This is a genomic window from Enterococcus sp. DIV0774, from assembly GCF_050539095.1.
Lineage (GTDB): Bacteria > Bacillota > Bacilli > Lactobacillales > Enterococcaceae > Enterococcus > Enterococcus faecalis.
In genome coordinates, this window is the sequence record NZ_CP172923.1 from 88066 (window position 1) to 108525 (window position 20460).

General features: G+C 39.5%; 13 protein-coding genes. 11 read left to right on the forward strand and 2 right to left on the reverse strand.

The window, feature by feature from the left end; genetic code table 11:
- Positions 1-227 precede the first annotated feature (227 nt).
- The 7 genes from fss1 to IGL86_RS00445 all read left to right on the forward strand — a co-directional run bounded on the left by fss1 (position 228) and on the right by IGL86_RS00445 (position 14430).
- Complete coding sequence (fss1, locus tag IGL86_RS00415) at positions 228-6326, forward strand: fibrinogen-binding MSCRAMM adhesin Fss1 (protein ID WP_154224957.1); 6099 nt, start codon at positions 228-230, stop codon at positions 6324-6326.
- A 273-nt stretch (positions 6327-6599) separates the two neighbouring features.
- Positions 6600-7514 (forward strand): diacylglycerol/lipid kinase family protein, encoded by a 915-nt coding sequence (locus tag IGL86_RS00420; RefSeq protein WP_010707947.1) that lies wholly within the window; start codon positions 6600-6602, stop codon positions 7512-7514.
- Positions 7515-7595: 81 nt separating this feature from the next.
- On the forward strand, positions 7596-9101 hold the full coding sequence (locus tag IGL86_RS00425) for a helix-turn-helix domain-containing protein (protein WP_033625675.1): 1506 nt from the start codon (positions 7596-7598) through the stop codon (positions 9099-9101).
- Positions 9102-9444: 343 nt separating this feature from the next.
- A complete protein-coding gene (locus IGL86_RS00430; RefSeq protein WP_002356115.1) occupies positions 9445-9684 on the forward strand; it encodes a hypothetical protein in 240 nt (79 codons plus the stop codon).
- Positions 9681-12551, forward strand: coding sequence for a glycosyl hydrolase family 28-related protein (locus IGL86_RS00435; RefSeq protein WP_033625673.1), 2871 nt, complete (start codon positions 9681-9683; stop codon positions 12549-12551). The genes IGL86_RS00430 and IGL86_RS00435 overlap by 4 nt, the downstream gene beginning before the upstream one ends.
- Positions 12552-12727: 176 nt before the next feature.
- Positions 12728-13489 carry a formate/nitrite transporter family protein gene (locus tag IGL86_RS00440; protein WP_010707950.1) on the forward strand — a complete coding sequence of 254 codons (762 nt, stop codon included), beginning with the start codon at positions 12728-12730 and terminating at the stop codon, positions 13487-13489.
- A 155-nt stretch (positions 13490-13644) separates the two neighbouring features.
- A complete protein-coding gene (locus tag IGL86_RS00445; RefSeq protein ID WP_002356118.1) occupies positions 13645-14430 on the forward strand; it encodes a lipoprotein in 786 nt (261 codons plus the stop codon).
- A gap of 58 nt (positions 14431-14488) precedes the next feature.
- On the opposite strand, the gene IGL86_RS00450 is transcribed toward IGL86_RS00445, so the two are convergent.
- On the reverse strand, positions 14489-15109 hold the full coding sequence (locus IGL86_RS00450; RefSeq protein WP_002383467.1) for a helix-turn-helix transcriptional regulator: 621 nt from the start codon (positions 15107-15109) through the stop codon (positions 14489-14491).
- 316 nt (positions 15110-15425) lie between these two features.
- Here IGL86_RS00450 and IGL86_RS00455 point away from each other — a divergent pair, with 316 nt between their 5' ends.
- Genes IGL86_RS00455 through serS form a run of 4 tightly spaced genes read left to right on the forward strand, consistent with a single transcriptional unit; the run spans position 15426 to position 19420 of the window.
- Positions 15426-16532: a PTS sugar transporter subunit IIC gene (locus tag IGL86_RS00455; RefSeq protein WP_033625672.1), complete on the forward strand. Its 1107-nt coding sequence runs from the start codon at positions 15426-15428 to the stop codon at positions 16530-16532.
- Positions 16519-17214, forward strand: a complete 696-nt coding sequence (gene sdaAB / locus IGL86_RS00460; RefSeq protein WP_002387470.1) for an L-serine ammonia-lyase, iron-sulfur-dependent subunit beta — start codon at positions 16519-16521, stop codon at positions 17212-17214. The genes IGL86_RS00455 and sdaAB overlap by 14 nt, the downstream gene beginning before the upstream one ends.
- Before the next feature lie 14 nt (positions 17215-17228).
- Positions 17229-18122, forward strand: a complete 894-nt coding sequence (gene sdaAA, locus IGL86_RS00465; RefSeq protein ID WP_002356122.1) for an L-serine ammonia-lyase, iron-sulfur-dependent, subunit alpha — start codon at positions 17229-17231, stop codon at positions 18120-18122.
- Positions 18123-18148: 26 nt separating this feature from the next.
- Positions 18149-19420, forward strand: coding sequence for a serine--tRNA ligase (gene serS / locus IGL86_RS00470; RefSeq protein ID WP_033625717.1), 1272 nt, complete (start codon positions 18149-18151; stop codon positions 19418-19420).
- Positions 19421-19456: 36 nt separating this feature from the next.
- On the opposite strand, the gene IGL86_RS00475 is transcribed toward serS, so the two are convergent.
- Positions 19457-20407 carry an alpha/beta hydrolase gene (locus IGL86_RS00475; protein WP_002396728.1) on the reverse strand — a complete coding sequence of 317 codons (951 nt, stop codon included), beginning with the start codon at positions 20405-20407 and terminating at the stop codon, positions 19457-19459.
- Positions 20408-20460 lie beyond the last annotated feature (53 nt).

The window sequence follows — 20460 nt, forward strand, 5'->3', positions numbered from 1 at the left end:
ACTCTTCTTATTCTTATAGAAGAGTCTATAGGAAAAAGCAGAAAATGAATCCGCATTCGAAGTAAGAGTGCGTTTTGAGGAGATAAAAAGAAAAGGTGTGTTGGCTGTCTGTTTTAGCAAGGAAGAAAGACAACAGAAGAGCACTCACTTATTTGGTTTAAAATAAAAAATTGGTACGAAGTGAACGTTCTCTTCTATGTGTCGTTAGTAGAGGAAGGATGAAAGAAATGAGAAAGAATGGTCCAATGGTAAACCGTTGGCTCTACGGGTTGATGTGTTTGTTACTTGTTCTAAATTATGGCACACCACTCATGGCTTTGGCGGAAGAGGTTAACAGCGATGGCCAGCTAACGTTAGGAGAAGTGACGCAAACCAGCCAGCAAGAAATGACCTTAGCGCTTCAAGGAAAAGCACAACCAGCAACACAAGAGGTTGTAGTGCATTATAGTGCCAATATGTCAATCAAAGCTGCACATTGGGCAGCGCCCAATAATACGCGCAAGATTCAAGTAGATGACCAGAAGAAACAGATTCAAATTGAATTGAATCAGCAAGCGTTAGCAGACACGCTGGTACTAACGTTGAACCCATCAACTACAGAAGATGTGACGTTTTCTTATGGACAACAGCAACGAGCGTTGACGTTAAATACTGGTACTGATCCGACAGAATCAACGACAATCACGAGTTCGCCAGCCGCATCAGCGAATGAAGGTTCAACAGAAGAAGCATCTACAAACTCCTCTGTTCCTCGTTCGTCCGAAGAAACTGTCGCCAGCACGACAAAAGCGATAGAAAGTAAAACAACTGAATCGACGACTGTCAAACCGCGCGTAGCAGGACCAACAAATATCAGTAACTATTTTACAGGTGATGAAACAACGATTATCGATAATTTTGAGGATCCGATTTATTTAAATCCTGATGGCACACCAGCAACACCGCCGTACAAAGAAGATGTGACCATTCATTGGAACTTTAACTGGTCGATTCCAGAAGATGTGCGGGAACAAATGAAAGCAGGCGATTACTTCGAGTTTCAATTACCTGGCAATTTGAAACCTAATAAACCAGGTTCAGGTGATTTAGTTGATGCAGAAGGCAATGTCTATGGAACCTACACAATTAGTGAAGATGGTACGGTTCGTTTTACCTTTAATGAGCGAATCACGTCTGAAAGTGACATTCACGGGGACTTTTCTTTAGATACTCATTTGAATGATTCAGATGGGCGGGGCCCAGGAGATTGGGTGATTGATATTCCTACACAAGAAGATTTGCCGCCTGTAGTGATTCCGATTGTCCCAGATACCGAACAACAAATTGATAAACAAGGCCATTTTGATCGAACGCCCAATCCTAGTGCGATTACTTGGACGGTAGATATCAATCAAGCGATGAAAGATCAAACAAATCCAACTGTGACGGAAACATGGCCAACAGGGAATACCTTTAAGTCCGTGAAAGTCTATGAGTTAGTGATGAATCTTGATGGAACAATTAAAGAAGTGGGGCGCGAACTTAGCCCAGATGAATATACGTATGATGCAAATGGCAATGTGATGATTAAAGGTGACACGAATAAAGCGTATCGTCTTGAGTACCAAACGACGATTGACGAGGCGGTTATTCCAGATGGCGGCGGCGACGTGCCTTTTAAAAATCACGCGACGTTAACAAGTGATAATAATCCAAATGGGTTAGATGCTGAAGCAACTGTGACGGCAACCTATGGCAAAATGCTAGACAAGCGCAATATAGATTACGACGAAGCCAATCAAGAATTCACTTGGGAAATTAACTACAACTATGGTGAACAAACTATTCCAAAAGACCAAGCAGTCATTACAGACACAATGGGGGATAATTTAACGTTTGAACCAGATTCTTTACATTTATATTCAGTGACGTTTGATGACAAAGGAAATGAAGTCGTTGGAGCAGAACTTGTGGAAGGAAAAGATTACAAAGTGGTAATCAACGGAGACGGTTCCTTTGCAATTGACTTTTTACATGATGTGAATGGCGCAGTCAAGATTGATTATAAAACCAAAGTTGATGGAATTGTCGAAGGCGATGTTGCCGTGAATAATCGTGTGGATGTCGGCACTGGTCAGCATTCAGAAGGTGATGGCACAGCCAGTCAACAAAATATTATTAAAAACACTGGCGCAGTTGATTATCAAAATTCAACGATTGGTTGGACGTTAGCTGTGAATCAAAATAATTATTTGATGGAAAATGCCGTGATTACGGATACGTACGAACCAGTTCCTGGCTTAACTATGGTACCCAATTCGTTGGTTGTTAAAGATACAACCACTGGTGCTCAGTTGACGTTAGGTAAGGATTTCATGGTAGAAATAACTCGCAATGCAGATGGTGAAACAGGCTTTAAGGTAAGTTTTATAGGGGCGTATGCCAAAACAAGTGATGCCTTCCACATAACCTATACTACCTTTTTCGATGTTACCGAGTTAGATGCTAACAATCCTGCGTTGGACCATTATCGAAATACCGCTGCCATTGATTGGACGGATGAAGCGGGAAACAATCATCATTCAGAAGATAGTAAACCGTTTAAACCTTTACCTGCTTTTGATTTAAATGCGCAAAAAAGCGGTGTTTACAATGCCGTCACCAAAGAAATCACTTGGACGCTTGCGGTTAATTTAAGTAATAATCGTTTAGTCGACGCCTTTTTAACGGATCCAATTTTAGCCAATCAAACCTATTTGGCTGGGAGTTTGAAGGTCTATGAAGGCAATACGAAGCCAGATGGTTCGGTTGAAAAAGTGAAACCAACGCAACCGTTGACGGATATCACAATGGAAGAACCAAGCGAGAAAAACCAAAATACTTGGCGTGTTGATTTTCCTAATGATAGTCGTACGTATGTGATTGAATTTAAGACGTCTGTTGATGAAAAAGTTATCGAAGGTTCGGCTAGTTATGACAATACCGCATCTTATACAAACCAAGGTTCTTCACGTGATGTGACAGGAAAAGTTTCTATTCAACATGGTGGCGAATCAGTGAAAAAAGGTGGCGAATACCACAAAGATGATCCAGATCATGTGTACTGGCATGTAATGATCAATGGCGCCCAATCGGTTTTAGACGATGTGGTTATTACTGATACACCCTCACCAAACCAAGTGCTAGATCCCGAATCATGGGTGATTTACGGTACCAACGTAACAGAAGACGGAACGATTACGCCAGATAAATCTGTTATTTTAGAAGAAGGAAAAGATTACACACTGGAAGTTACCACCGATAATGAAACAGGACAACAAAAAATTGTCGTTAAAATGGCCCATATTGAAGCACCTTATTATATGGAATATCGTAGTTTAGTGACTTCTTCAGCAGCGGGGAGTACAGACACGGTATCCAACCAAGTGTCAATTACTGGAAATGGTTCAGAAGTCGTTCATGGGGATGACAATGGCGATGTGGTCGTTGACATTGATCACAGTGGCGGGCATGCTACAGGGACCAAAGGCAAAATTCAGCTGAAGAAAACAGCCATGGATGGGACGACTATTTTAGCAGGCGCCCATTTCCAAATTTGGGACCAAGCTAAAACACAAGTCCTACGTGAAGGTACAGTAGACGCCACTGGGGTTATCACATTTGGTGGGTTGCCGCAAGGGCAATACATTTTGGTGGAGACAAAAGCACCAGAAGGCTATACAGTTTCGGACGAATTAGCTAAAGGCCGAGTCATTACTATTGATGAAGAAACTTCAGCCGAAGGAGCACAACCAACCATTATTAAAAACGATGTCAATAAAGTATTTTTAGAAAAAATGGATGAGAAGGGTAAAAAGTTAGTCAATGCTCGCTTTAAATTAGAGCATGCCGTAACCACGCCGTTTACTCATTGGGAAGAAGTTCCCCTTGCGCCGGATCGAACCAACGCGAATGGCCAGTTAGAGGTGGATAGTTTAAAACCAGGTCTTTATCAGTTTACAGAAATCGAAGCACCGACAGGCTATCTTTTAGATACTAGGCCAAAACGATTCATTGTGACACAAAGTATGAGTGGGCAAATTCGTGACGTTCACGTTAAAATGCTGAATTACCAAGGTTCTGCTGAGCTAATTAAAAAAGATCAAGCAGGGAATCCATTGGCAGATGCTGAATTTTCGGTCCTTGATGCCACAGGACAAGCGGTTCGAGAACACGTAGTTTCGGATGCAAACGGAAAAGTCACAGTGACGGATTTAGCCCCAGGAAAATATCAATTTGTGGAAACTAAAGCGCCAGCAGGGTACCTTTTAAACACTGAACCAAGTGCTTTCACGATTGCAGCAAGCGATCGGGGCAAACCAGCAACAGTTATAGCAACGGCTAACTTTGTTAACTATCAAGGAGCAGCTAAATTAATCAAAAAAGATGTGAATGGACACTTATTAAGTGGTGCGACATTTAAAGTGCTTGATGCGAAGGGACAAACGATTCAAACAGGCTTGACGACAAATAATCAAGGGGAAATTATTGCAGAGCACTTAGCCCCAGGTAAATATCGCTTTGTAGAAACCAAAGCACCAACAGGCTATTTATTAAATACCACGCCAGTCCCATTTGAAATTGCTGAGAAAAATGCTGGTAAACCAGCGGTCGTTGTTGCTAGTGACAACTTTGTGAATTACAAAGGGGCTTTCCAAATCGTGAAAACGAATAGCGCAGACCAACCATTAGCAGGTGCTGTTTTTGAATTATATGATCACAATAAACAATCATTAGGGATTACAGCAACGAGTGGCAAAGATGGCAAAATTATCTTTAGAGACTTGGCGCCAGGTACCTATTATTACAAAGAAATCAAAGCACCAAAATTACCAGATGGCGCAGATTATATTATTTATCCTGAATTAGTAAAAGTAGAAATTCGTGGTGATTTCAAAGGCGATCCGGAGATCTTCCAATTAGGGGCCTTCGCCAATTTCAAAGGACGCGCCGTCTTTAAGAAAATTGATGCCAATGCGAACCCACTTCCAGGAACAATTTTTAAATTGTATCGAATCGAAAACGGGGAAAAAATCTTTGAAAGAGAAGTAACTGCTGAAAAAGATGGCTCATTGGCTATGGAGGATTTAGGCGCTGGTAGCTATGAATTAGATGAACTGGATGCAACGGATGGCTATATCGTCAATAAACAACCCATTTATTTTGTAGTGAAGAAGAATTCAAATGATAAACAACCACTAGATGAGTTAGAGTTTGTAAATTATCAAGCGGAAGTAACGGGACGTAAAGTCAACGAGCAAGGTCAAAACTTAGCGGGTGCAGTTTTTGCAATTTACAATGCCGATGAGCAGAATCAGCCACAAGGTTCACCGATAACATTCTTGAATCGTGCAGGAGAAAAGGTTTCTGAAATAACAACGGATAAGACTGGCGAAATTTACGCTAAAGGGCTGAATGAAGGGCATTACGTTTTAGTGGAAACGAAAGCACCAACAGGCTATCTGTTAGACACAACGCCACATCCATTTGATGTAACCGCCCAATTAGGAAAAGAGCAGCCAATTGCTTTAGGCGATCTTATCAATTATCAAGGAACTGCTCAATTAACCAAAGAAAACGAAACAGGTGAAGCATTGGCAGGTGCGGTGTTTAAGGTCATTGATGAAACAGGGCAAACCGTAGATGGACAAACCAATCTGATGTCTGACAAGCAAGGCAAAGTCATTGCGAAAAACTTAGCACCGGGAACGTATCGTTTTGTGGAGACACAAGCGCCAACTAGCTATCTTCTTAATGAAACGCCAAGCGCAAGCTTTACGATTGCCAAAGACAACCAAGGCAAACCAGCCACTGTGGTACTTAAAGCACCTTTTATTAATTACCAAGGTGCTGCCAAGCTGGTGAAAATTGATCAGCAAAAGAATGCCTTAGCAGGTGCTGAATTTAAAGTGACAGATGCAGAGACAGGGCAAACTGTCGCTCGTTCATTACGTTCTGACAACCAAGGGTTAGTTCAAGTGAACCACTTACAACCAGGAAAATATACCTTTGTGGAAACAAAAGCACCGGATGGTTACCAACTGTCTAAGCAAGCTGTCGCATTCACTATTGCGGCAACAGCGAAAGACAAACCTGAACTCGTGGATGCGGGCACGTTTGTTAACGAGAAACAACCTGTATCCAAAAAAACAAAACCAAATCAGCCAACAACGAAACAAGTAGCTAGAGAGACAGGTTGGCTTGGTTTACCGAAAACCAACACACAAGTCAATTACTTCTTTGTCTTTATCGGCCTCCTGTTGGTCGGTTTGGCAAGTTGGCTCTTCTATAAAAAGAGCAAGAAATAAGCAAAAGCTATAAAAAAACAGGCCATCCGTCCTTTCGACGGATGGCCTGTTTTTTCATCTTAAGCTAATCAACTGAACAAAAGTAGCTCCTTCTTATTGACATTCTCAGGTAAGCCTTCATCGCAGTTTAGCCTTTGAACAGAACTTACTGAGTTCTTGGAGCAAATCGCTTGTGCCTCAGCCTTTGTTTTTCGATGCTATCTTTAGGTATTTTGGCTAAAATATTGTACACTTTACATGTGCAAGAAATTTAGTTAGAGATATGAGGATAGAATGATGAAAAAGATGATGGTTTTATACAACGAAACTTCAGGAAGTAGTGAAAGTAAAGAGATTGCAGAACGCTTTAAAAAAGCTGCAGAAGCGAAAGGGGAAGCGGTTATTTTGCAACCTTCCAATCCAGACATTGATCCTGAAGAAATGCGGAAAAATGCCAAAGAAAATCAAGTGGGTGTCTTGGTCGTCATTGGTGGTGACGGGACCATTCATCATGCCGTTCAAAATTTTAAAGACACCATTCGTGACTATCAAATAGGGATTATTCCAGGTGGAACAGTCAATAATTTTGCGCGTGTGTTAAGTATTCCTTTGAAAGAAGAAGACGCCTTTGAGACCATTTTGGCAGGACAGACCACGCCAGTTGACTTTGGAATGGTAAATCAAGATGTGATGATTTCGACCTTAACGATTGGACTATTAGCGGACACAGCAGCAAATGTGACCCAACAGGAGAAACAAAAATATGGTCCTTTAGCCTTTACAAAGCAATTTTTCCGCTTATTAATGAAAAAGAAAAAGTACAAACTAAAAATTGATGGCGATGAAAGACGTTGGCATGGCAAAGCCCAATTATTAACGATGACCATGACGAATTCTGCTGGCGGCTTTACCAATTTCGATGCCAATGCCACGCCAGATGACGGCGAAGTGCACATTATCATTTTGCCTAAGTTAGTTTTTTACAAGTTTGTCTATTATTTACCTAAAATTATCAGAGGACAATTAAATGAAATTCCTGGTGTCGTGTATTTCTCTGGGAGTCAATTTAAAATTAGGGGCGAAAAAGACAAGAAAGTCCAAACACGAACAGATGGCGATCCTACCGATGATTTACCGATTAAAGTAACGGTGGAAGCTGGGGGACTCAACGTGTTTGTTCCTGAAACGTCCACATCTACGAAAGAATAAAAGAAACAACTGTTATTTTTTCGTGGAATAGATTTCTCATTTTGTGTACAATAGAACAGAAGAGAGGCAGTTGAGTGAACAGTGAAATGGGATGAATATGTTGATATATTCGATACAGATGTCGTTTCTAAAATTATTATTTTAAGAAACTTGCCAATTAATGAAGGCTGGATTGACATCAATGAGTTAGCAGAAGAATTACAATTAAACAAAAAATCAGTCAAAAAATACGTAGAACTCCTAAAAGATGACATTACGTATTATGCTGTGGATAATGATGCTTCTTTGGCTTTTGAAAAGGGGCATGGCTATCGCTTGAACTTGGCGTCTAGCCAAGCGTTCCAGAAACTTTATACAGCAATTTTTCGGGATAGTTTAACTTATCAAGTAATGGAAGATTTATTCTGGGGTCGATTTAATGGGATTGTGCCAGCGACAGCAAAATATCATACCAGTGATGCCACGATTCGGCGCTTGCTCAAAGGGTTTACAGAAATTTTAGCACCATTGGGTTTAGTAATTAATAAAAGTACTTGGAAAATTGAAGGCAATGAAGCGTATTTGCGCCATTTTGCTTACACTATTTTTATGGACTTAATCCGTGATACGTGGCCTTTTGACTATATACAAGAAACGGAAGTCGCACAAACTGTCCAAAAAATGATGGCTTTTTTCAACGTAGAAGTTGCGGAAACGGTGATTAGCCGAGTTAAATATATGGTCGCTATCTCAAAAGTCCGTAGTGCGCAAGGCGCCGAATATCGACCTTCAGCCGAGCAAGAAACTTATTTAGAAGGTAATAAACATTACCAAGCCTTTATAGAAGAGATGACAGCTACAACCCTTTTCCTTAACAAAAACGATTTAACTTTTGTGTACTTTTTCTTGTTAGCCAATGACCAATTTTATCAAGATGAAGCCACTGCACAAGCAATTTTAGCGCATTTTGATGAGTCTGAAGCGCCTGTTTATATGTTGACTCATTTAGTCCAACATTTCTTATTAGAAGAAATACAAATGACGCCGCAATTGGAAAAAATTCGTCCGCAAATTTTTTATTATTTGTTTGCTACACATTTATTTGCCGAACTTTACTATGTCCAAAATGTGAAAATGTATAATGTCTTTTGGAATAAAGTCAAAGAAAAATATCCGGTTCTTTTAGAAGAATTAAGCCAAGGCTTAAATCAACTTTACGAACAAACAGGCAATGAATTATTTACAAATAAAGAATTTTTGGCTTTGCGTTATTCTAGTGTTTTGGCGCTTTCTAATGATTTAATTCATCGTGAACAAAAAATTGTTTTAGGGTTAAAATCAGGCTTGCCAGTACTGGAAGAAGAACGGGTGAAACTTTCGATTGAAAATAATTTTCGTCGGTTTTATGCATTGGAAGTTTTACGATACAGTGAAGCAAGCAAAGAAGAATGGCAAAATATTGATTTACTATTAGTGACTTCTTTGGCAGATGTAGAAACGGGCCATCCAGAGATCTTTTTACTTTCAAGTGAGTTAACGTTTGAGCAATATAATCGTTTGAACCAAAAAATAGTAAAAATTAACGAGAAAAGAACCACGTCACTTTAATAAAAAATCAAAAAATGGGCTTTTTTGATGCATATGTCCGATAAATTGTAAAAAAATTTTTCTAAAAAGTAAAAAAAGACAAGAAGAAAACGTCAATAAGTAGGTGTTGATTACCTACTTATTGACGTTTTCTCGTTGTTTTTTAATAAATACTGCGTCAATTCTTCTGAAAATTATGTCAAAAAGGTACTTTTTTTGCTTTTTTTATCGTAAATAATAGATGGTTAGCTATTGATAGCAAAGGAACTACTACTTTTTTTAACAGTCAGTTAAAAAATATTGAGGGTTCTCACAAGAATTTTTCTATATAATAGAAAGAGCAAGGGAAGGAAGGCGGGATGAGATGAAAAAACGGATGGAACAAATTGAAGAAATTTTAAGTTGTGAAGAAAATAGTGCCGGTGTTCGCTTAAAGGAATTGGTTGAGGCTTTAGAATTAGAAGTCACAAATCAAAACTTGTTAAAGGTAACAAGTATCTTACATATGAATCCAAAATTTAAAAAAATTTATGCATACGAAGACAGTCGTGTTATTACGCTGTATCAACTTTTACAAAATAAGCCGTTGGAAGTAACGGAATGAAAAGTGGGAAACACATGAAGAAAACAATGCTCATTCTTCTATTTGGTTTATTGACAGTGGTGGGTCTACCAATGGTGACTGAAGCGGTTGAACCAGTTAACGCAACAGATACAACGATTTTTGGTGCGCAAGCGATGGTGCCTAATAGCACAGAGGATCAAACAGAGAAGTTACAGACGTTGCTGAGTCAGACAGCAAGGGAAGGACGGGCATTATTTTTACCACAGGGAAGTTATGCTCTGTCAAAAGATATTGTGATTTCTTCAAATTATCAATTAATTGGCGATACAACAGGAGCCACTATTTTACATAATGCTACAGGTGCACCGATTCAGCTAACAGACACAACGTACGGGACGAAAACCAATGTACGACTTCAAAATATTGCTTTTGACGGCATCAATGTGACCTTAAAATTGACGAATCAATTAACGCTAGCAAACAATATCTTTTATAATCCATTAAAAGGATTCGTGGTCAATTTAAATGCAGATATTGGCGTTAAAATTTCAGGTAATATTTTCATGCGAGACACGGCACATATGCAATCGGGAGGTGATTTTAACCGAGCGATTTACATTGGTGGTTATTCAACGCCAAGTCGCTTCCAGTATATGTCAGATGTAGACATCGTGGACAATCTATTTGGTTTAAAAGTGACAGAATTAGATGCGATTAAAAGTACCAGTCGTTCAGACTTAGCAGCGACTATTACACGTTTGCAAACAGCCATTGAAGCCGGTGCTATTTCAGTACCTAATGAACAAAATTATCTATCCACCGGGGTTAATTCTTTTAATATGTTGAAGGATGTAACTGTCCAACATAATTTTTTCTATTCACCCTATGATAATGAAAACTTGAATGGTCTAGTGGGAGATCATGCAATTTATTTCCGTGGCGCCCAAAACATCACGGTGGTGGGGAATCATTTACGTGGACTACAAAATGGTCCAGCTGGCGGATTTAAGTTTAAATCAGGTCGTAATATTACGATTATGAATAATTATTTGCGAAATACAGGCCTCATTATGTATGGAACACCAGAGATTGGTTTGGCAGAAACGCAAGCAGAGGGAGCTATTTCAGAATTATCCAACTGGCTAGTGGCTAATAACATTTTTGATTGGAAGTATTGGGACAATCAATATGCAATTGGGATGGAATACAATCGACATACAGGAAATAACAATGTGTTCAATGGCGTATTTATCAACAATCAGTTTGTTAACTACCATAATATTCCGCAAAATCGACGTCGGGAATTGTTAATCGCTAGTGGCGGTGGTTTCCGACCAGAAACGAGTTTTGTGAAAGACAATACTCGAGATGATGGCCTTAAAAACGGCCAATTATTGGTAGAAAATTGGACAGAGGAGGACTATCGCTTAATGCCAGCAACATGGGAATCATTAATTTCACCAACACTTTATGAGCAATACAAAAATACGCCAATTCCGGTTAGAAATACTTTAGCAACCCCTGTGGCTACAACGATTGTGCAAGGACAATCAATCGATCCGCAGCAACTGGTTGCTAATACAAATGACGCGGATGAAGCAGTCCCAGCCGCTAAAATCGTCAATCCAGAGGTCTTAAATGAAATCGGCCAACAAAAAGTGACTGTTCAATTAACTTATGAAACAGGTTCATTGGTAACAGTGAACGTACCGGTGACGGTAGAGGCTCCGGCAAAAAAGCTTGATTTGTTCCAGCTACAAACCGTTTATGCTTCGATTGGTGAAGCAAACCAATATACAGTTTACTCTTGGCAGCTATTCACTGCCATTGGGCCTAAAACAATTGTTCCTTCCTATTATCAGCAGGCGACACAATTGTTAGCAGAAGGTCAGGAGAGTCAGGACAAAACCCAAGAGCAAGTGGATCAGTTAACAAGTAATTTGCAATCTGCAATGAAAGTATTAGTCAAAAAAGCCGATATCACGCTAGAGCGTACAGAAGCAGAAAATGAACTGGCAATCGTCCATAAATTAGACGAATCTGTATATACCACAGACTCTTGGCAAGCCATGCAAGAAGCCTTAATAGATACAACAACTGGCGAAGGAAGCTCTAAGCAGTTACAACAACTGCTTGCTTGGTCAGATGAAGAATTATTAGAGCCAACACTTGGTGGCTTTAAAACGCCTGCAGATGCACAAAAGCGTATTAACCAATTAACACAAACCATAAAAACGGCGTTACTTCTGTTAGTTGAAAAATCAACAGAGACAACTAGTAACACAAGCGAAAGCAGCACCTCAAGCACAACCAGTGAAACCAGTAATACCAGCGAAAGCAGCACGCCAAGCACGACAAGTGAGAGCAGTAGTACCAGCGAAAGCAGCACCTCAAGCACAACCAGCGAAACCAGTAATACCAGCGAAAGTAGTACCTCAAGTACGACAAGTGAAACAAGCAATACAAATGAAAGCAACACACCAAGTACAACCAGTAAAACAAGTAGTACCAGCGAAAGTAGTGCTTCAAGTACGACCAGCGCAACCAACAGTACAAGTGAGAGTAGCACCCCAAGCCCTGTAAACGAAAACAGTCAAAGCAAAGGCCAGAATTCTGTCATTTACGCGGTAGAGTCTAATCAAGATCCTAATGACGCTCAAAGTAATTCAAAGCCCTCTGCCAAGGCTAGTCAAACAAAGGAATCAGTAGCAGAAAACCAAGCAACTAAACAGATACAGACGAATCAAGAATCGTCAGGAACAGTCAAAAAAGCGGATAATACGACCAAAATTGCCAAGAAAAAATTCCCCAAAACAGGGGAACAATCTTCAGCAGTTGGGAGCTTCCTAGGCCTGAGCTTGTTATCGTTAACTGCAGCAACCTATTGTTTTAAAGTGAAAAGATAACTCTTTAAAAACGGATAAGTAAACATCCTGAAACAAGAAATAGGACTTGTTTCAGGATGTTTTCATATAAAATTAAAAGAACTACAGTTTTTAGTGAAAAAATACACAAAAGTACTTGAATTTCTGTGATATAAGGGTAAAGTAAAGGAGGACAAAAAACAAAGGAAGTGAAATGTTTGTATACACCAGATGAAATTTTAAGTATCAGTATTGAAAATGGTCAGAAAAAAATTCAAAAGCCTTTGGTAGCAAAACTCATTTTAGGATTTATCGGCGGGGCTATGATTTCCCTCGGCTATTTGGCTTATGTGCGTGTTTCCGCCTCTATTCCAGCAGATTTAGCCAGTGTTCAAGCTTTAGTGGGAGCTGCGGTTTTCCCAATTGGTCTAATTGTTATTTTAATGGCTGGTGGTGAGTTAATCACAGGAAATATGATGGCGGTGAGTACGGCTTGGTTTGCTAAAAAGGTCTCTTTCAGAGAATTACTCGTGAACTGGGTCACAATTACATTGGCAAATATGGTTGGCGCCCTATTTGTTGCCTATTTTTTTGGCCATTATTTAGGTTTAACCAGTAGCGGCGCCTATTTAAATCAGGTTCTTTCTCTTGCAGAACATAAAGTTGCAGCAACTTGGCTTCAAGCAATTATTTCAGGCATTGGCTGTAACTGGTTCGTAGGTCTGGCCTTATGGCTTTGTTATGGTGCGAAAGATGCAGCGGGGAAACTATTAGGTATCTGGTTTCCAGTAATGATTTTTGTTGCAATTGGCTTTCAGCATAGTGTGGCGAATGCATTCATCATTCCAGCCGCAATTTTTGAAGGCGGCGTTCAGTGGGGGGATTTTTTCCGTAATTTTGTTTTTGTTTATTTAGGTAATATCATTGGTGGTGCCATTTTTGTTTCTGGCTTTTACTATTTAAGCTATCGCAAACATTAAATCTATTTAGCAGATAAAAACCTACACAAAGGCTAAATGCCTTTGTGCAGGTTTTTTCTTTTTAAACAAAAAGGAAAACGGTTGAAAAATTATTGCTAGATTTTTAAAACAATGTTACATTAATGTTACAAAAAGATTTCTGGAGGTAACGAAAAATGAAAAAAATTGCTTTGTTCAGTATGTTAACGTTCAGTGTATTGTCTTTAAGTCTAGCAGGATGTGGAAACAAAAAAACAGCAAGCACAAATGATTCTAAGCCAAAACAAGAAACAAAGAAAGCCACGCAGAAATCCTCTAGTCAACAAGAAATGAAAAGTAGTCATTCGTCTGTCACGGGTCAAAATTCTAATGTGACAGGGGAAAATCCGTCAGAAAATGCCACGCAGCCTTCTGCAGGAACTGATGAAACGAATGAAGTCCCTCAAAACCAAGCACCTGATACAAACATTACAATTACCAATGTTGTTTTCAATCCTGAAAGAAATGAAATTAATGGTACTACATTACCTAATGCAACCATTACAGCAACGGTAGTCGGTGATGCTTCTGCACAAGCAGGTGTTTTTTATGCGGATGCCAATGGCAATTTTACAGTAATTAGTCCCAGAGCGGGAGCGACTACTCAATTAATCGCAACCGTTGATCAACGGAATAGTGCACCTGTCCAAATTGACATTCCAAGTTCAGGACAAGAAGCAGCGCTTTCTTTTAGCAATATTACGATTGATCCGAAACAAGGGACAATTTCTGGTAAAACAGCACCGAATGCAACTATTTTAGTGTCACGTGCAGATGATGCGCGGGTGATTTTAGCAAGTTTTACTGCGGATGCCCAAGGGAATTTCACAGCCAGTAATTTAGTTCCCGGCACAAAAAATCGCTTAGACGTTACGTTAAATGGAGAAATAGGGACACCTTACTTGTTTGATTTACCAAATTAAAATAGAAGAGAAGTGATCAAAGCCACCAACGCTAGTTAGCGTTGGTGGCTTTGATGTTTTAAGCTTCTTCTTTTTTATGATTGCGGATATGTAAATAGATGGTATTTTTTGAAATACCTAATCGATCGGCAATCTTTATGACAGAATCTTTGAGATTAAAAATTCCTTGATCATATAAACGAATAACAATTTCTTTATTTTGATTCAAATGTGATACATTTGGATCGCTTTCTACTGCTTGTTTTACTTTTGTCAGTGAAGTAGTGATTAATTCGTCAATATTGTCAGAAAAATGTTCAGAATTTTTAAGCTCTTGGGACATATCATTTTGTTGTCCTGAAGGTAATAAGTCTTGCAAGTAATCAATTAATGGCATTTCTAAATGCATATTGATACAGATCAATCCAATAATACGATCATTTTCACCGATAACTGGAATGGTGGAAGATTTTAAAATAACCCCTTTTTGATTTTTATTGTAGTAGGGTTTCACAGCGTAATCATGTTCCGACTCTACTTGACTTAACATTTTTAACGCCATATCAGTAATGGGGGCACCTTCCTTGCGGTTACTGAAATGTCCATTGATGACTTTGATAGCTGAACTTTCCAAATTTTCTAAACTATGAAGAATGACTTCATGGGTACTACCAAAGAAGTTCCCTAATCCATCAAGCATTAAGGCATGTGAATGTAAGATTTGTTTATCTACTTCACTTAAACGTAAATATGACTCCAAGTGATATCCTCCCCTACACTGAAATTAATTTTAGTGTAATACTTTTTTAATGGAAAAGCAATAAGATTCTTTACGTTAAAAAAATACATTGACTAAACTTTTGTTTAGTCGTATACTCTGAATGTGGAATGAAATTTTTGTTACTCATTGTACTTTAGTTCATCGGAATGTTCGCTCATTATTTCACTTGTTGAGCAATAAAAATTTTATTCAGGAGTACCATCCGTTATAAAAAAATATAGTTGGAGGCAAAGAAATGAAAACGTTATCAGGAATCTTGATGTTAGTCTTAGTTTTATGTGGCATGTCCCTATTCTCTTTTAAAGCACCGCGAGGGAAAAAATCTTTAAGTGCTTTGTCTGGTGCAGCTTGTGCCACCTTTCTACCAGAAGCATTTTTGCGGTATGCAGTAGGCGGCGTTTTTCATTTAGATTATGTGTCGCAAATTGGTGAAACTATGGGTAGTCTAGGTGGTTTAGCAGCTGGAGCTCTTGTGCCGCTCGCTTTCGGGGTTAGTCCAGTTTTTTCAATTATTTTAGGTCTGTCATTGATTAAAGTCAGCTTGTTACCAGCTTTTATTACCGCATATCTTTTATCTTTTGTTGTTGAGCAGATGCAAAAACGTATTCCAGAAGGGATTGACTTATTAGTCGTTATTTTAGTCATTCCAGTCGCTGCTTCGTTAGTTGCTGGTTTTATTCAACCCGTTGTATTAGGTGTCCTAGAAGTTATTGGGGGCACGATTTTAAGTGCAGTAGATGGCAATCCATATGTGATGGGCGCAATTTTAGGTGCTATTATCCCGATTGTTGGTATGACACCGTTAAGTTCAATGGTTTTAACTGCCTTGATTGGTTTGACTGGTGTACCAATGGCTGTCGGTGCGTTGACTTGTTACGGCAGTTCCATTGTCAATGCGGCGCTATTTAAAAAGTTAAAACTAGGCACAGCTTCAACCCCGTTAGCTGTGGCAATTGAGCCATTAACACAAGTCGATATCATCAGCTCCAATCCAATTCCTATTTACGCAACGAATTTATTTTCAGGAATGGTTAGTGGTATTGTAGTGACTTTCTTTGGCTTAAAAGTACCTGTGACAGGAATGGCAACGCCGTGGGCTGGTTTACTTGTGACATTAGGTAACAATGCCATTCAAACGACTTTACTAGCAGTAGCGATTATCACAGTGGTCAGTCTGATGTTTGGATTTTTAGGTGCGCTGGTCTTTAAACGTTACAGAATTGAAGCGGTGGATAATACACCAGAATTTGAAGGAACGACGGAAGTAACCAGTGAAAAAGAAAAAGAAGCAGTAAAAACCAAAGGAGGAGTTACGTATGAACACAGCTATGGCCATCAATAAACCTAAAAAAGTGAACAAAGTAATGAACTACAAAAGTTGTTTTGACATTATCGGTCCTATTATGATTGGTCCTTCTAGTTCGCATACAGCTGGAGCATTAGCGATTGGCTTAGCGGCAAGAAAGTTATTCGGCGGAACGCCAGAAAAAATTGTGATTAAATACTATGAATCTTTTGCAGACACGCATAAAGGACATGGGACTGATTTTGCAATTATTGGCGGAATTCTTGGACTAGCAGCAGATGATGCCAACGTAACACAATCCATTGAACTTGCGGAAGAACAAGGAATCGAGATTCAATTTTTAGAAATGAGTGAAGAAAGTCCAGTGAAGCATGCTAATACAGCATGTGTGACACTCAGTGATGCAACGCACGAAATTCATTTAACAGGAATTTCTGTAGGTGGCGGCACTATCGAGGTGAAATACATTGAATTAGACGGTTTCAATGTACAACTACATGGTCCTTTACCTATTTTGTTAGTCATTAATCAAGAAGAGCAGGCGATGCAAGCTTTTAAAGATACGTTACAAAAAAATAATATTCAAGTGAATGCGGTGTCTCGTTATGTGGAAGGGAATCAAATTTTATTCATCTTTGACTTAGATTCGGCACCAATTTCCTCGGTGAAAGAACAACTGTTTTCACTAGATGACACATCGAAAATAATCTTATTATGATAGGAGTTTGACATATGTACCTTTCGATTGAAGAATTTATCGATAAAGCTGAAAAAACAGGAAAAAAAATCTCTGATTTGATGATTGAGCAAGAAATGGAGCGTAGCCAAAAAAGCTATGAAGAAATTTGGACACAGATGGGTCAAAATTTGGATGTCATGGATGCTGCTGTCAAACGCTCGCAAGAAGGAGCAGGCGTTTTTTCTCCTACTGGGTTAACGGGCGGTGATGCGGCTCGTTTAAAAAAATACCGCGCAGCTGGCAAAACGTTATCAGGTGATTTAATGATGTCTGCAGTTCAAGCCGCACTAGGTACTAATGAAGTCAATGCAGCAATGGGCGTTGTTTGCGCAACGCCAACCGCTGGTGCAAGTGGCACCTTACCAGGGGTTTTAACAGCGATTAAAAATACCTTGAATTTAACGCGTGATCAACAAATTCGTTTCTTATTTACCAGTTCTTTATTTGGAATGGTCACAGCCAACAATGCGATGATTGCTGGTGCTGTTGGTGGATGTCAAGCCGAAGTAGGCAGTGCTTCAGCGATGGCCGCCGCTGCAGCTGTTGAAGCGGCTGGCGGAACACCACGCCAATCTTCTGAAGCTTTTGCTATGGCTTTAGGGAATTTATTAGGTTTAGTTTGTGACCCAGTGGCTGGGTTAGTCGAAATTCCTTGTGTCAAACGAAATACAGTAGGTGCAGGCAATGCGTTAATCGCTGCAGATATGGCTTTAGCTGGAATTGTAAATAAAATACCAGCAGATGAAGTGGTGGAAGCCATGAATAAAGTCGGCCGTCAATTACCACGAGAATTGAGAGAAACGGGTTTAGGTGGCTTAGCTGGCACAGCGACTGGCCAACGAATGAAGAATGAAATTTTTGAAAAAGTAAAATTCACCATTGTTTAAAATTTAATCATGAAGAGGGAAATAAGATGCTGGATATGAAAAAAATTCGCCAAAATGTAGAAGTGGTACAGAAAAAGTTAAAAACACGTGGTGTGGACGAGGAAGTTTTATTACGCTTTTTGGCTTTAGATGAAGAACGGAGAGCGTTACTTGTTAAAGTTGAAGAACTGAAAAAACACCGTAATCAGGTATCAGGAGAAATTGCACAATTAAAGCGTGCACAAAAAGATGCTTCACAACAATTACTAAATATGCAAGAAGTTAGCGAGCAAATTAAAGTTTTAGACCAAGAAGTTGTTCATTTGCAAGAACAATGCACAGCCATTGCAGAACGTCTGCCTAACTTACCTCATGAGAGCGTACCTGTTGGCGCAGACGAAGCCGCCAACGTAGAAGTTCGGCGGTGGAGTAGGCCGAAAACTTTTTCATTTGAACCGAAACCACATTGGGAAATCGGTGAAGCCTTAGGAATTTTAGATTTTGAAAGAGGCGCGAAAGTATCTGGTAGCCGTTTTCTTTATTACAAAGGCTTAGGGGCTCGTTTAGAACGAGCGGTCTATAATTTTATGTTAGATCAACATGTTAATGAACATGGTTATACCGAGGTGATTCCTCCTTATTTGGTCAATAGCAAAGCAATGTTTGGCACCGGTCAGTTTCCTAAGTTCAAAGAAGATGTTTTCCAAGTTGCAGAAAGTGATTTGACGCTGATCCCCACAGCGGAAGTCCCATTAACTAACTACTATAATAATGAAATTTTAGAGGCGCAAGAGTTACCGATTTATTTTACTGCTTTAAGTCCTTCTTTTCGCTCGGAAGCGGGTAGCGCAGGCCGTGATACCCGAGGATTAATTCGTTTACACCAGTTCCATAAAGTAGAAATGGTTAAATTTAGTGATGCAGAACACTCCTATGAAGAATTAGAAAAAATGACCAACAATGCTGGAGACATTTTAGAAAAATTGGGCCTCCCTTATCGAGTGATTACTCTTTCGACAGGTGATATGGGCTTCTCGGCAGCGAAAACCTATGATTTAGAAGTTTGGATTCCGGCACAGAAAACGTATCGAGAAATTAGTTCTTGTTCAAACTGTGAAGACTTCCAAGCACGTCGGGCGTTGATTCGTTATCGTGATAAAATGGGTCATGTTCAGTATGCCCATACACTTAATGGGTCAGGACTTGCTGTTGGTCGAACAGTGGCTGCTATTTTGGAAAATTATCAAAATGAAGATGGCACGGTAACGATTCCAGAAGTTCTACGTCCTTATATGGGCGGTTTAACGAAAATAGATTAAAAAAGAAGGTTGATGTCACAACATCAACCTTCTTTTTTAATTCGTTAAATCCGTTAACCAATGCCCAATTTCTTGAAAAACTGTAGCTTTTTCCGTTTCTAATAAAATTTCATGACGCAATGTGGGAAATAGTCGTAACGTCACGTGCTGAAAACCTGCATGCTTTAATTGCTTTTGAATTTTCGCTGGCCCCTTGCTGAAATCACCAACTGGGTCTTCAGCGCCACTAATGATTAAAATAGGCAATTCTTTTGGGATCGCTTGGTACCAATTCCTTTGATTGGCTCGTTTAACAAGCGAAAAAAGGGTAGCAAAACCATTGTTGGTAAATACGAAGCCCATTAATGGGTCATTTTCATAGTCAGCCACATTGGCTTGATTTTTAGAAAGCCAATTAAAGGAACTTGCTTCAGGAAATTTTTTGCTAAAAGAACCAAATGCCAGCTTATCAATGAACGGAGCTGGTTTTTTCGGCTGTTTCTCGGCCATTTTTTTAATAAAAGGCAATGCTGCGGTTAAAGGTAACGGACTTGTTCCAGTGCCCATGAAAATGACTCCTTGCATAGTCACAGGATAGTCTTGCAGATAGTTGCGCAAGGCGAAAGATCCCATGCTGTGACCCATCATAAAATAGGGCAATTGTGGATAGCGATTCACAGCCCATTGTTTCACTTGATGAATATCTGTAACGACATTTTCAGGCCCTTGTTCTCCAAAAAAACCATAGATCGGTGCGCTTGGTTGTACAGATTCGCCATGACCTAGATGATCATGCCCAATTACGGCAAACCCTAATTGATTTAAAAAACGAGCAAATTCATCATAACGTTGGATATGCTCTGCCATGCCGTGAATCAATTGAACTACGGCTTTGGGTGAAGGACAGGGCCAATGACGTACATTGAGCTGTGTTTGTTGATCGTTTGAAGTGAGTATGAATTGTTCAGTCATAAGAAACCCTTTCTTTGCTTTTTGATTATTATACAAAAAAAAGACGGTGTTCAAAAGAAAAACTCATGAGAAAACGCCTCAGCTTTCAC